Origin of the sequence: Streptomonospora wellingtoniae, from assembly GCF_031845375.1 — a bacterium.
In the GTDB taxonomy this organism is placed as follows: Bacteria; Actinomycetota; Actinomycetes; order Streptosporangiales; family Streptosporangiaceae; genus Streptomonospora; species Streptomonospora wellingtoniae.
This window is the reverse complement of the sequence record NZ_JAVREK010000022.1, coordinates 31,530-44,037: the sequence shown is the minus strand read 5'-3', so window position 1 is coordinate 44,037 and position 12,508 is coordinate 31,530. Positions and strand designations below refer to the sequence as shown.

11 protein-coding genes are annotated in these 12,508 nt (G+C 73.0%); 5 read left to right on the top strand and 6 right to left on the bottom strand.

The features are described from left to right. Nucleotides 1-30: 30 nt before the first annotated feature. Nucleotides 31-1,515, bottom strand: a complete 1,485-nt coding sequence (locus RM446_RS18820) for a DUF7059 domain-containing protein (protein ID WP_311546667.1) — start codon at nucleotides 1,513-1,515, stop codon at nucleotides 31-33. An 89-nt stretch (nucleotides 1,516-1,604) separates the two neighbouring features. Next, nucleotides 1,605-2,003 (bottom strand): DUF2530 domain-containing protein, encoded by a 399-nt coding sequence (locus RM446_RS18815; protein ID WP_311546666.1) that lies wholly within the window; start codon nucleotides 2,001-2,003, stop codon nucleotides 1,605-1,607. Between the two features lie 224 nt (nucleotides 2,004-2,227). Between RM446_RS18815 and RM446_RS18810 the strand changes: the two genes are divergently transcribed. The 4 genes from RM446_RS18810 (at nucleotide 2,228) to thpR (ending at nucleotide 6,657) form a co-directional block, all read left to right on the top strand. Beyond that, nucleotides 2,228-3,727, top strand: a complete 1,500-nt coding sequence (locus RM446_RS18810) for an NCS2 family permease (protein WP_398695473.1) — start codon at nucleotides 2,228-2,230, stop codon at nucleotides 3,725-3,727. 178 nt (nucleotides 3,728-3,905) lie between these two features. Then, the gene (locus RM446_RS18805; protein WP_311546665.1) at nucleotides 3,906-4,355 is read left to right on the top strand and encodes a MarR family winged helix-turn-helix transcriptional regulator; all 450 of its coding nucleotides are present in this window, start codon (nucleotides 3,906-3,908) and stop codon (nucleotides 4,353-4,355) included. Nucleotides 4,356-4,572: 217 nt separating this feature from the next. After that, nucleotides 4,573-5,862: an MFS transporter gene (locus RM446_RS18800; protein WP_311546737.1), complete on the top strand. Its 1,290-nt coding sequence runs from the start codon at nucleotides 4,573-4,575 to the stop codon at nucleotides 5,860-5,862. Between the two features lie 171 nt (nucleotides 5,863-6,033). Continuing rightward, nucleotides 6,034-6,657, top strand: a complete 624-nt coding sequence (gene thpR, locus RM446_RS18795) for an RNA 2',3'-cyclic phosphodiesterase (protein ID WP_311546664.1) — start codon at nucleotides 6,034-6,036, stop codon at nucleotides 6,655-6,657. Between the two features lie 340 nt (nucleotides 6,658-6,997). On the opposite strand, the gene RM446_RS18790 is transcribed toward thpR, so the two are convergent. Further along, nucleotides 6,998-7,723, bottom strand: a complete 726-nt coding sequence (locus RM446_RS18790) for a 3-keto-5-aminohexanoate cleavage protein (RefSeq protein WP_311546663.1) — start codon at nucleotides 7,721-7,723, stop codon at nucleotides 6,998-7,000. Between the two features lie 100 nt (nucleotides 7,724-7,823). On the opposite strand from RM446_RS18790, the gene RM446_RS18785 reads away from it, so the two are divergent. Further along, nucleotides 7,824-8,873 carry a hypothetical protein gene (locus tag RM446_RS18785; protein WP_311546662.1) on the top strand — a complete coding sequence of 350 codons (1,050 nt, stop codon included), beginning with the start codon at nucleotides 7,824-7,826 and terminating at the stop codon, nucleotides 8,871-8,873. A gap of 396 nt (nucleotides 8,874-9,269) precedes the next feature. On the opposite strand, the gene RM446_RS18780 is transcribed toward RM446_RS18785, so the two are convergent. From RM446_RS18780 to serC, 3 genes are all read right to left on the bottom strand, one after another. Further along, nucleotides 9,270-10,223: an aminoglycoside phosphotransferase family protein gene (locus RM446_RS18780; RefSeq protein WP_311546661.1), complete on the bottom strand. Its 954-nt coding sequence runs from the start codon at nucleotides 10,221-10,223 to the stop codon at nucleotides 9,270-9,272. After that, nucleotides 10,220-11,215 (bottom strand): glycerophosphodiester phosphodiesterase family protein, encoded by a 996-nt coding sequence (locus tag RM446_RS18775; protein WP_311546660.1) that lies wholly within the window; start codon nucleotides 11,213-11,215, stop codon nucleotides 10,220-10,222. Before RM446_RS18775 ends, RM446_RS18780 begins: the two co-directional genes overlap by 4 nt. Nucleotides 11,216-11,381: 166 nt before the next feature. Then, on the bottom strand, nucleotides 11,382-12,503 hold the full coding sequence (gene serC / locus RM446_RS18770) for a phosphoserine transaminase (protein ID WP_311546659.1): 1,122 nt from the start codon (nucleotides 12,501-12,503) through the stop codon (nucleotides 11,382-11,384). Nucleotides 12,504-12,508: the final 5 nt, after the last annotated feature.

Below are 12,508 nucleotides of genomic sequence, written 5' to 3'. Positions count from 1 at the left end.
CTGGCGGCGGGGCCGACCTCCGGGTGCGGCCTACCGCGCGACGCGGAAGAAGCCTTCGGCGATCAGGGACCGCAGCACGTCGGGCGTGCGGGCGCGGACCTCGGCGGCGTCGCGGTCGGTCAGCTCGGCGATCGCGTCCAGCAGCGGCCCCACCGGCATCGTGCCGTCGCACACGCTGGCCAGCGCCGCCTCGATCGTGCCGACCTGGGCCACCCGCCGCAGGCCGCCGCGCTGGCGCAGCAGGATGCGTTCGGGGTCGGGCGCGCCGGGCACCCCGACGCGCTCCTCGACAACCTCGGGCGCCAGTGCCACGTGTGCCGACAGCAGCGCCGCGTCGGTGAGCCGGTTGGCGGTCATGGCGCCGTCGACGACCTCGGGCAGGTAGCGCCCCACCGGCTGCTCGATCTCGTGGCGGAACTCCTCAAGGCGCACGGCGGCGTCCTGGGCGACGTCGTTGCGCAGGCTGATCCAGCCGTAGCCGATGCCCTGGACCGCCTCGCGCTCGAAGTAGTCCAGCCAGGCGTCGTAGCGCCGGGTGTACTCGGGGCTGCCGACCTCGCAGGAGTCGCGCAGCCACAGTTCGACGTACTCGGCCGGGTCCTGCACATCGCGCTGGACCACCCACCCCGAGCAGCCGGTGCCGGCCATCCACTCGCCGACCCGGTCGCGCCAGTCCTCGCCCTCGACGTGCAGCCAGTTGGCCAGGATCTGGCACCAGCCGCCGTCGGTGAGGTAGGTCGGGGCGCGCCGGACCAGTTCGGCGCAGACGCCGTCGCCGGCAAGGCCGGACTCCCGGTAGGTATAGCGGGCGTCGGGAGTGATGACGAACGGCGGATTGCACGCGATCAGGTCGAAGCGCTCGCCGGCGACCGGCTCGTAGAGCGATCCCTGCAGCGGGCGCACGTGCGGCACGTCGGACAGGGCCCAGGTGATCTCGGCCAGGCGCAGAGCCCGCGGATTGACGTCGGTGGCCGCCACCTCGGCGGTCCGGGAGGCCAGGTGCAGCGCCTGCACGCCGCAGCCGGTGCCGACGTCCAGCGCGCGTTCGAACGGGCCCTCGACCAGGAGCTGGGCCATGCTCGCGGACGCGCCGCCGGCGCCGACGACGTGGTCGGGGCGGGGCACACCCTGCCCGGGACGCACCGTGGGGTCGGAGACGACGAAGCCCGGGCGGCCCTCGTCCATCTCCCAGGGGGCCAGGTGCACCAGCGCGCGCACGCCGTCCTCGCTCGCGGCGACCAGGCCGGCGTCGGCGAGGTCGTCGATCGGCAGCACGGCGCGCGCCGCACTCGCGGCCACCGGCTCCTGCAGCCACCACAGGCGCAGCAGTACCCCCAGACGCTCCTCGCCGCCCGTGGCGCGCAGGGCAGGGGTCAGCTGCTCGCGGGCGAGCGCCCGCGAGGCCATGTCGCCGAGCCGGTCGCGCACGCCGGAGACGGTGTAGTCGGCGTCGATCAGCGTCTTGCGGAGCCGATCGGCGAGTGCGTGCGGAAACGGGCGAAACGAATCAGACACGCGCCCATTATCAGGCAGTGCCACCCGTGGCGTGTGCGTTCGCGGGCTCGGGCGCGTTCGCCGCGCACCTCGAATCTCCCAGGCGGGTGCTATCCGCCGCCGCGGGCCCCGTCGTGCGGCTCGTCGGCGGGGTCGGCTGCCGGTGCACCCGGTGCTGCAGCCCCGCCGTCGCGCGCGGCGCGCTCGGCCGAGCCGCACCCCTCGGCTGGAGCGCCCTGGCCGGGGACGACGCCGTCCGCCTCGGCGGCGCGGCGCCGGCTGGATTCGGCGTGCTTGCGCAGGTGCCGGGGGATGTAGGCGTAACCGAAGAGCCCGAAGACGATCCCGGTCAGGCATACCCAGCGCCACCAGCGGTCCTGCTCGGCCAGGCCGTCGCCCATCACGAGGAGGGCGATCAGGGCGGCGGCCCACGCGGCCGTGCCGAGAGCCGTCGGGACGCGGTAGTCGCTCTCCAGGACCTCGGGATCGGGCTTGCGTGGATGGCGCACGCTTTCAGGCTAGTCGACGGTGGCACGCGCGCCCGGGTGCGGCGGTCCGGCGTCGGCGCGTCCGGGTGCCGCGCCTGCGCCGCGGTGCCGCGCCGCGTGCTGGCGGCGCCCCTGGGGCGTTCGTATGGTCCGCCCAGTACAGCCTCGGGTGGGATGTACCGATTCGTACGAAGCTGCAACTACTCTGGCCTCGTGCCGAATCCCCGTCTGCCAAGGTCGAGTGAGTGAAGCAGAACCCACAGCAGCCCGGCGGGGGCCGCCCCGCCGCGCGTCCGGGCGGTCTCGCGGTGCGCCTCGACCGCTACTTCCACGTCCGCGAACGGGGATCCACGTTCCCCCGGGAGATCCGCGGCGGCCTGGCGACGTTCTTCGCCATGGCCTACATCATCGTGCTCAACCCGCTGATCATCGGCACCGCCGAGGACATGAACGGCGAAACCCTGGGCATCCCTCAGGTGGCGGCGACCACGGCGCTGGTCGGCGGTGTGATCACCATCCTGATGGGCGTCGTCAGCCGCTACCCGTTCGCGCTGGCGGCGGGCATGGGCCTCAACGTCATCGTCGCCTACTCCCTGGCGCCGGAGATGACCTGGGCCGACGCGATGGGCGTGCTGATCCTCGAAGGCGCCGTCCTGCTCCTGTTGGTGCTGACCGGGTTCCGCACCGCGGTGTTCCGGGCCATCCCGCCCGAGTTGAAGAGCGCCATCGCGGTGGGCGTGGGCTTGTTCCTGGCGCTGGTGGGCTTCGTCAACGCGGGCTTCATCCGCCGGGTGCCCGACGCGGCCGGCACCACCGTCCCGGTGCAGTTGGGCGACGGGAACCTGTCGGGCTGGCCGATCCTGGTGTTCGTCGTCGGCCTGCTCCTGACCATCGCGCTGATCGTCAACCGGGTACGCGGCGCCATGCTGATCGGGATCACTGCAGCCACCGCCGTGGCGATCGCGATCGAGGCGTTGGCGGAGGTCGGTCCGATGGACGCCGGCGGCGGCGAGGTGAACCCCGAGGGCTGGTCGCTGACCGTGCCGTCGCTGCCCGCAGCGGTCGGCGACGTCGTCTCCCTGCCCGACTTCAGCCTCATCGGTCACTTCAACCTGTTCGGCAGCTTCGCCAACGCCGGAACGATCGCGGTCATCCTGCTGATCTTCACACTGCTGCTCGCCGACTTCTTCGACACGATGGGAACGATGGTCGGCGTGGCCGGGCAGGCGGACCTGCTGGACGAGGAGGGCAACGTCCCGCGCGCACGCGAGGTGCTGATCGTCGACTCGCTGGGCACGATCGCCGGCGGTGTCGCTCCGGCCTCGGTCAACACGGTCTTCGCCGAGTCCGCGGCCGGTGTCGGTGAGGGCGCCCGCACCGGCATCGCACCGGTCGTCACGGGTGCGCTGTTCCTCGTGGCGACGCTGTTCTCGCCGCTGGTCGAGCTGGTGCCGTTCGAGGCCGCCACGCCGGTGCTGGTCATCGTCGGTTTCATGATGGCCACACAGGTCACCAAGATCCCCTTCAGCGACTACGCGATCGGGATCCCCGCGTTCTTGACGATCGTGATGATGCCGTTCAGCTACTCCATCGCCAACGGCATCGGCGTCGGTTTCATCAGCTACACCGTGATCAAGGTCGCCCAGGGGCGCGTGCGCGAGATCCATCCGCTGCTGTGGATCGTGGCCGCCGCCTTCGCGGTGTACTTCGCGCTCGGGCCGATCAAGGCGCTGCTGGGTCTGTGACCGGCCGCGGGCCGAATAGGCTGCGGGCACCGGTGCCCGCAGCCGCCGTGCGCCGCCGTGCGCCCGGGAGCGGGCGGGGCGCCGGTGTGCCCTCGCGGACAGGGCGCTGTGGCCTCCCGGTCAGCCGGGGAATCACCCCGGTGCGCGGTATTGTTAGCAAAAGTAATGAGTTCTGCTAATGAAGAAGTCTCCGCTGTCCCAGCAGACCAGGACCGACGCCGGGCTGGCGTCGGTCCTGAGCGTGACCGTGGGCAGGCTGGCCCGGAGGCTGCGCGCGCAGCGACTCGACGCATCCCTGTCGCTGGGGCAGAACGCGGCGCTGTTCACCCTCGCCCGCCACGGCGAGATGACCCCGGGGGAGCTCGCCGAGCACGAGAAGGTGCAGCCCCCGTCGATGACCCGGATCGTGGCGGCGCTGGAGGAGCGGGGCCTGGTGCGGCGCACCAGGCATCCCGAAGACCAGCGCAGGCAGTTGGTCGACCTCACCGAGGAGGGCCGGGAGATGGTCCGCGCCGACCGGCGGCGCCGCCAGGCGTGGATGGCTCAGCGCCTCAAGGAGCTGACCCCGCAGGAGAAGGACACCCTGCGCAGGGCGGCCGAGATCATGGACCGGCTGACGCAGGCCTAGCCCGGACCCGTCCCCGGTCGCCGAGCCGCACCGAGGACCGAGGGGGACGGGCGCGGCCGGTACCGGCTCCGCGTCCGAGCACGCCATGAGCGAACCCGAGCGGCAGGACGAGCCGGACTCGGGGGACGGGGACCGGTCCGGGGCGGCCCTCGGAACAGAAGGAGCCGGCACCCCGGACACCGCTCTGGCCGGAAGGCGCGATGCGCCGCGCAGCTCCATGTTCCGCTCGCTGGCGGTGCGCAACTACCGGCTCTTCGCCGCCGGCCAGGTCGTCTCCAACAGCGGTACCTGGATGCAGCGCGTCGCCCAGGACTGGCTGGTGCTTCAGCTCAGCGGCGGCAGCGGCATCGCCCTGGGCGTGGCGACGTCCCTGCAGTTCCTGCCGATGCTGCTGTTCGGCCTGTGGGGCGGCACCCTCGTCGACAGGCTGGGCAAGCGTCGGCTGCTGATCGCCACCCAGGCCGCCATGGGCGTCCTCGCCGCCGGGCTGGGTGTGCTGGCAGCCGCCGGCGCCGCCGAGGTCTGGCACGTCTACGTCTTCGCCTTCGCGCTGGGCCTGGTCACCGTGGTCGACAACCCCGCCCGCCAGACCTTCGTCGTCGAGATGGTCGGCGACCGCGACCTGCCCAACGCCGTCGCACTCAACAGCGCCAGCTTCCAGTTCGGCCGGGTCGCCGGCCCCGCAGTCGCCGGACTGCTGATCTCGGCGATCGGCAGCGGCCCCGTATTCCTGATCAACGCCGCCTCCTTCCTGGCCGTGCTGGGCGGCCTGTGGCTCATGCGGCCGGCCGAGCTGCAGGTCACCGAGCCCGCGCCGCGCGGCAAGGGCCAGACCATGGAGGGCGTGCGCTATGTGCTGGCCCGCCCGGACCTGGTGCTGCTGCTGGCCATGACCGTGTTCGTGCAGATGTTCGGCGCCAATGTGCAGAACCAGATCGCGCTGATGGCCAACAACGAGTTCCGGACCGGCGCCGCCGCTTTCGGTACGGCCGCGGCCGCGCTGGCCGTCGGCGCGCTCGCCGGAGCGCTGCTGGCGGCCCGCCGCGAACGCCCCCGGCTGCGCCTCGTGCTCTCCGGTGCGCTTGCGTTCGGCGTGCTGCAGGGGATCTCGGCGCTGGCACCCGGTTACGGCGCGTTCGTCGCCTCGCTGGTGTTCATGGGCGTGGCGTTCATGACCTTCACCACCTCGCTGAACTCCACCTTCCAGCTCAGCGTCGATCCGCAGATGCGCGGTCGGGTGATGAGCATCTACATGCTCGTGTTCCTCGGCGTCGCCCCGATCGGAGCGCCGATCGTCGGATTCCTGGCCGACGCGTTCGGCCCGCGTGCCAGTCTTGGAGTCGGCGGCGCGGTGAGCGTGCTCGTGGTCGCCGTCGTGTCGGTGCTCCTGGCCCGCAGTCTGCGGGTACGGGTGCGGCTCTCGCCGCTGCGGCGCCCCTTTGTGCGGGTCTCGGCGGTGCCGCCGCCCACGGGCGGTGCGCAGCGGGCGGGCGGCGGCGCCGGCTGACGAGGGCGCCGCGAGCCGCCGGCGGCCGACCGGCGACCGCCGACCGAGTGCGGATCCGCCCTCGCAGCGCGGATCCGCGGCGGAGGGCCCTGTGCCCTACCGCCGGACCGCGGCCGATGGCATGCTTCCGCACGCGGGATCATCGCAAGGCACGACGATGCGGGGTGGTGGATGAGGCTCTTCGTCGCGGTTTATCCGCCGAAGGAGGTCCTGGACGAGGTGGCGCGCGCCGCCGGCGCGCTGAGCGCCGCCGACAGGCTCGACGTCGCCCGGGGTGCGCTCGACACCTCCGGGCGGTCGGGCGACCCTGGCGGGCGTCCGCGGCCGGGCCTGGGGCTGCGCTGGAGGGACCGCGCCGAATGGCACTTCACGGTGCTGTTCCTGGGCGACGTCGAGGAGTCCGGCCTGGCGCTCCTACAGGAGCGCCTCGCGGCCGAGACCGCGCGGCACGAGCGGATGTCGGCGGCGGTCCGCGGCGGAGGCACCTTCCCCGGCGACAGCGAACAGGCGTCGGTGCTGTGGGCCGGCCTGGAGGGCGACGTCGACGGCATGACCGCGCTGGCGGCCGGGCTGCGCAAGGCCGCGCGCAAGTCTGGCCTCCGCCTGGACCGCCGCGCGTTCGTGCCGCACCTGACGCTGGCTTCCAGCAGTCCGCCCACGGACATGGCGGCGCTGCGCTACGCCTTGGGCGGGCTGGCCACGCCGTTCTGGACCGTCGACGCGATCCACCTCGTCCGCAGCCACCATCCGGCGCGGCCCCGCTACGAGACCCTCGCGACCTGGCCGCTAGGCTGAAAGCGCCCGGCGCGCACCCGGCGCCGCCCCCGTCGCGGGGCGCCGACGCGAGCGGGCCGGAACCACAGCCGGATGCGGCACCAGCGCCCCCGGCGGCACGCGAGTAAGGCCGGTCGACCATGAGCATGCTCACCAACAACCGCAAGCAGCGCTGGCTGCTGCCCGCGGTGCTCGCGGGCATCGTGCTGCTCGTCGTGATCGGCGCGGCGATCGGCTGAGCTGATCACCGTCGATCTTGTAGCCATCGCAAATGGAAATCGCTTTCCTTTACGATGGCTACAAGATCAACGGGGTGCGGTCGGGGAGCGGTCGCTGGGATCGGGCTGCGCGCCCCGGCCCCCTACGCCGCCGCGGACATGCGCGCGGTCGCCAGCGCCACCAGGGCGGCGTTGCCGTCGACCTCGTTGTTCTCCGAGTCGCGCAGGGTGTCCTCCAGGCCGATGCGCACGTCGCGGCCTGCGGCGAGGGCCGTGTCGAGGACCGGCCAGGCGGTGGCGTCGCGGCCGTGCAGCAGCCGCGGAAGCTCCAATTCGGCCCGGTCCAGCACGGCGTCGATCGCCGAAGCGTTGTGCAGCGCGTCCTCGGTCGTCGCCTGCGTCGGCTCCACCAGCACGCGGGAGAAGTCGCCGGCCAGGCCCGAGGCCACCAGGATGCGCGCGGCGTCGGGGGTCCACACGCCGGCCTCGACCGCGACGCGGCGGTCGATCAGCAGCCGGGCGACCTCGACCGACCCCGGTTCGTGCAGGTTCACCGTCGCGGAGAAGGGCAGCGCGCTCCAGCGCTGGACCAGGTCGTAGCGGCGTACCGGGTCGGGCTCGGCCGAGAGCGCCGTGGTGAAGCTGACGGGCACGTCGGGCAGCTCGGCGCGCAGCAGCCGCAGCAGCGGCGTGACAACCTGCGGTTCCAGGGACTCCGCGCCGCCGCCGTCGCGCGGGTGGACGTGCACCTCGTCGGCTCCGGCGGCCACCGCCGCGCGCGCGTCGGCGACGATCCGCTCCGGTGAGACGGGCAGCGCGGGATGGGCCCCGGGGCGGCGGTCCCCGTTGAGGCAGGCGACGATCCGCATCCGGTCATCCTTCCGCTCATGCGCGTGTCTATGCGGAGCATGCCCACAAGGCGAGGGTCGCAAGCCATGCCGCCGCGCCGAGAATGGCAGGATTGCGCCCATGAGGAGAAGCGCCGCGGCCGCGGCCGCGGTCGCGCTCGCGGCACTGCAGGCGGCGCCGGCCGGCGCGGCCGCCACGCCGTCCCCCGGAGACGGCGGCCCGGCCGCCAAGCCCCTGTTCCGGATCGCCGACGAGCGCATCCAGGAGTCGAGCGGCATGGCCGCCTCCAGCCGGCACGACGGCGTCTACTGGACGCACAACGACAGCGGAGACTACGGGCCGCAGATCTACGCCGTCGACGAGCAGGGGCGCACGGTGGCGACCGTGGACGTCGTCGGGGCGGGGGTCGAGGCGCGCGACTGGGAGGCGATCGCGGTGGGTCCCGGCGAGGGCGGGGAGCCCGCGGTCTACGTCGGCGACATCGGCGACAACTTCCAGGGCGGCTGGCCCAGCATCCGCGTCTACCGCCTGCCCGAGCCGCGCGACCTCGCCGACCAGGCGGTCACGGCCACCACGTTCGGCTTCACCTACGAGGACGGCGGCCGCGACGCCGAGGCCATGATGGTCGACCCCCGCGACGGCCGCATCCACATCCTGAGCAAGGAGGTCGCCGGCGGCGTCTACGCGGCGCCGGAGGAGCTCGATCCCGATGGCACCAACACGCTCACCCGGGTGGACTCGGCGCCGCTGTACGCGACGGGCGCCTCCTTCTCCCCGGACGGCGCCTACTACGCGGTGCGCACCTACTGGTCGGCCACCGTCTACGACGCCGCCGACGGTGTGGGCGGCGGCCGCGTCGTCGACCGTGTGCCGCTGCCGGAGTCCGACCAAGGCGAGTCCCTGGCGTTCTCCCACGACGGGCGCTCCCTGCTGGCGGGCACGGAGGGCGCGGACAGCCCCGTGTGGAGCATCCCGGTGGAGATCCCCGGAGGCGAGTCCGGTGAAGGCGGCGCCTCCGACGGCCCGGGACCGGCCGGTGAAGGCGGCGCCGCGGCGTCGGGAGCCGACGGCAGCGGCGACGGCACCGGTGCCGCCGTCCTGATCTGGACCGGGGTCGGGGCGGCCGCCGTCGTGATCGCCGGAATCGCCCTCCTCGCCCGCCGCAGCTGACCCGGAGCGGCGCGGCACCCGCCGTCGGGCCGGGTTCCGCCGGCCGCTCGGCGGGCCTCGCGCCGGCCGCTGTGGACCGGGGTACCGAACGGGGCCAGCGACAACCGGTTTTCCACAGGGGTGCGGCTGATATCCACAGGCATTCGACCGCCTTGTGGATAACACGGTTTACGTGATTGTTTGTGCAGCTTAGGGCCTATGTCGGCTGTGTGTGAAAGCGGGTGGGATGCCGCTTTCGGCGGCGTCTCGCGATCCGAAACCCACAAGCGGCGGCGACACATCCGGCATGCGGCCCACAGCTCTCGTGAACGCCCTATCGCGAGCGCTCCAGTGCACACACCAGGGACCCGCCGGCCGCGCGGGGGAAGAAGGGGGCGGCCGGGCGCGCAGCACCGGCTACAGGCCCGCCACGTCCGCCAGCAGCTGCGCCTGTGCCAGCTCGGCGTCGCCCGCCGGATAAGAGCCGATGTTGTACCGGTCGAATGCCGACTCCACCGCCCGCGCCGCCGACCAGGCCGCCAGCCGGTCGGCGGGCTCGCCGAGGATCTCGGCGGCTGCGGCGAAGCGGCTTCGCAGCGCCGGGCGCGGGTCGACCAGCCGCATCGGGGAGTCGATCTGCATGATCAGCGGCCACACGTCGTAGCCCGGGTCGCCCACCATCGGCTTGGGGTCGATGGCCAGCCACGGTGCACGCTCGGCGGCCAGGATGTTGCCCGGGTTGATGTCTCCGTGCAGCACCACCGACCGCTCGGCCGTCCGCGGCAGCGAGCGCAGCAGGCCGACCGCGGTGCGCACCAGGTAGGGGTCGGCGCCGGGGCGCAGCCGGGGGTGGCGCTTCTCGACCAGCCCGGCCCAGTCCGCCGTGACCGCCTCCAGGCTCTCCAGGTCCAGTCCCGGCTCCGGCGGCCGGCGCCACAGCCATGCGAGCACGTGCAGGCCGGCCGCAAGCAGTTCGTCGGGTTCGCCCGGGGAGTCGCGCAGCGTGCCGCCGGGGCGGCACTCCTCCAGCAGCAGCGCGAAGCCGTCCTCGCTGGCGCGCAGCAGCCGGACGGCTCCGGCGCCGTCCCAGAAGCGCAGCGCCTCCGCCTCGCCGCGGGCCTCGCGGTGCGGAAAGGAGACCTTGAGCACGGCGTGCTCGGCGGAGTCGGTGCGCGCCGGACCCGCCCAGGAGCAGCTGCCGCCTTCGAACGGGGCGTCCAGCACCAGCTTCCAGGCGTCCTGTGCGCCGGCCAGCGTCTCCGGCAGCGACTCCAGCCACGCGGGTCCGCCGTCGAGGGCCCCGACGGTGCGCACCACGTTCTCGGGCAGCGGATCGGGAAAGGTGCCGCCGGCCCGCCGCAACGGCTTCATTCGCTCTCCAGGTAGATCTCCCGCGCCAGGAGCGCGTGCCGCGAATGGTCGGTGAACACGCCGTCGACTCCGGCCTCGAAGAACGCGCCGTACTCGGCGGCGAACCCGCCGAAGTCCCCGGCGTCTCCGCCGCTGCGCAGGTCCGCGGGCAGAAAGCGGTTCTCGCTGCGGAACGTCCAGGGGTGCACGAGCAGGCCCGCCTCGTGGGCGTCGGCGACGAGGGGCGTCGCCTCGCCCAGCTCGCCGTCGCCGCCGCGCGGGATCACCAGGTCCTTGTGCGGACCGATCGCCTCGGCATACTCCGCGACCCCGGACAGCCCTTCGGGGGTGAGCAACGGCCGCCAGTGCTCCTCGGTGCCCATCAGCAGGACGCGGGGCAGCTGGACGTCGGCGAGCTTGCGCAGGCTCTGGCTCTCGAAGGACTGGAGGAAGACCGGAAGCTCCGGCTCGGGCCCGGCCAGCCCGTTGTCCAGCAGCGCGGCCAGCAGCGGCGGCTCCAGATCCAGACCCAGCCCCGAGTGGTAATCCGGATGCTTGGTCTCGGGGTAGATCCCGATGCGCCGGCCCAGCTGCTCGCTCATCCGTCGGGCAAGGTCGACGATCTCCTGGAGGGTGGGGATCTCGTAGACGCCGTCGTGGGCGGCGTTGCCGGGGCGGACCTCGGGGATCCGCTCGGTGGCGCGCAGCGTCTTCAGCTCGTCCAGGGTGAAGTCGTGCGCGAACCAGCCGGTGTGGTCGCGCCCGTCGACGGTCCGGGTGGTGCGGCGGTCGGCGAACTCGGGGTGGTCGGCGACGTCGGTCGTGCCCCCGATCTCGGGCTCGTGCCGGGCCACCAGGACACCGTCGGCCGTGGCGACCAGGTCGATCTCCATGAAGTCGCCGCCGACCCGCGCACCGAGCTCGTAGGAGCCCAGCGTGTGCTCCGGGCGGTGCCCGGAGGCGCCCCGGTGCGAGATGATCTTGAGCTCGGGCTCCTGCTTGTTTCTGCGCACAGCCGCATCCGTCCTCGGACGCCCGCGCTGCGCGGACACCCGCTCGCAAGTGATGGCCTGCCCGGACTCCGCGTCCGGGCAGGCCATCAGGTGTATCGTGTCGCGCCCTGTCGCGCGAACCGGCCCCGCGCCGGCTGCGGGCGTGCGGCGGCGGGCCGGGGCCGCCTCAGCCCTGCTTGCCCACCACGTGCTCGATGCACCCGGTGAGCGCGCGCACGTCGTCCGGCTCGATCGCCGGGAACATGCCGATGCGCAGCTGGTTGCGGCCCAGCTTGCGGTAGGGCTCGGTGTCGACGATCCCGTTGGCGCGCAGGGTGGCGGCCACCGCCGCCGCGTCGACGCTGTCGGCGAAGTCGATCGTGCCCACGACCTGGGACCGCTGGGCGGGCTCGGCCACGAACGGGCCGGCGTAGTCGACCTTCTCCGCCCACGAGTACAGCACCGAGGAGGACTCCGCAGTGCGGCGCACAGCCCAGTCCAGACCGCCCTGCTCGTTCATCCACTCGACCTGGTCGGCGAGGAGCATCAGCGTTGCCACGGCGGGCGTGTTGTAGGTCTGGTCCTTGCGGGAGTTGTCGACCGCGGTCGTCAGCGAGAAGAACTCGGGGATGTAGCGGCCGCCGCCGGCGATCTCGTCGACCCGCGCCAGCGCCTTGGGCGACATGATCGCCACCCATAGACCGCCGTCGGCGGCGAAGCACTTCTGCGGGGCGAAGTAGTAGACGTCGGTCTCGGAGATGTCGACCGGGAGGCCGCCGGCGCCGCTGGTGGCGTCGACCATCACCAGCGCGTCGTCCGCGGCGCCGGGCACCCGCCGGATGGGCATGGCCACACCGGTGGAGGTCTCGTTGTGGGTCAGCGCGTAGGCGTCCACGCCGTCCTCGGCCGCGGGCTCGCCGTGCGTGCCCGGGTCGGTGCTGACGACGCTCGGCTCGTCGAGCCACGGCGCGCCCTTGGTGACCTTGACGAACTTCGAGGAGAACTCGCCGAAGGACAGGTGCTGGGACTTCCGGCGCACCAGGCCGTGGGCGGCCGTGTCCCAGAAAGCGGTGGTGCCGCCGTTGCCGAGCACGACCTCATAGCCCTCGGGCAGGTCGAAGAGCTGCGACAGACCGGTTCGCACCCGCCCCACCAAGGACTTGACCGGCTTCTGCCGGTGGGAGGTCCCCATGTAGCCGGAGCCGGACGACGCGAGGGCGGAGAGTTGCTCGGGTCGGACCTTCGACGGACCGCAGCCGAAGCGGCCGTCGCTGGGCAGCAGGTTCGCGGGAATCTGAATGTCGGTCACCCGGG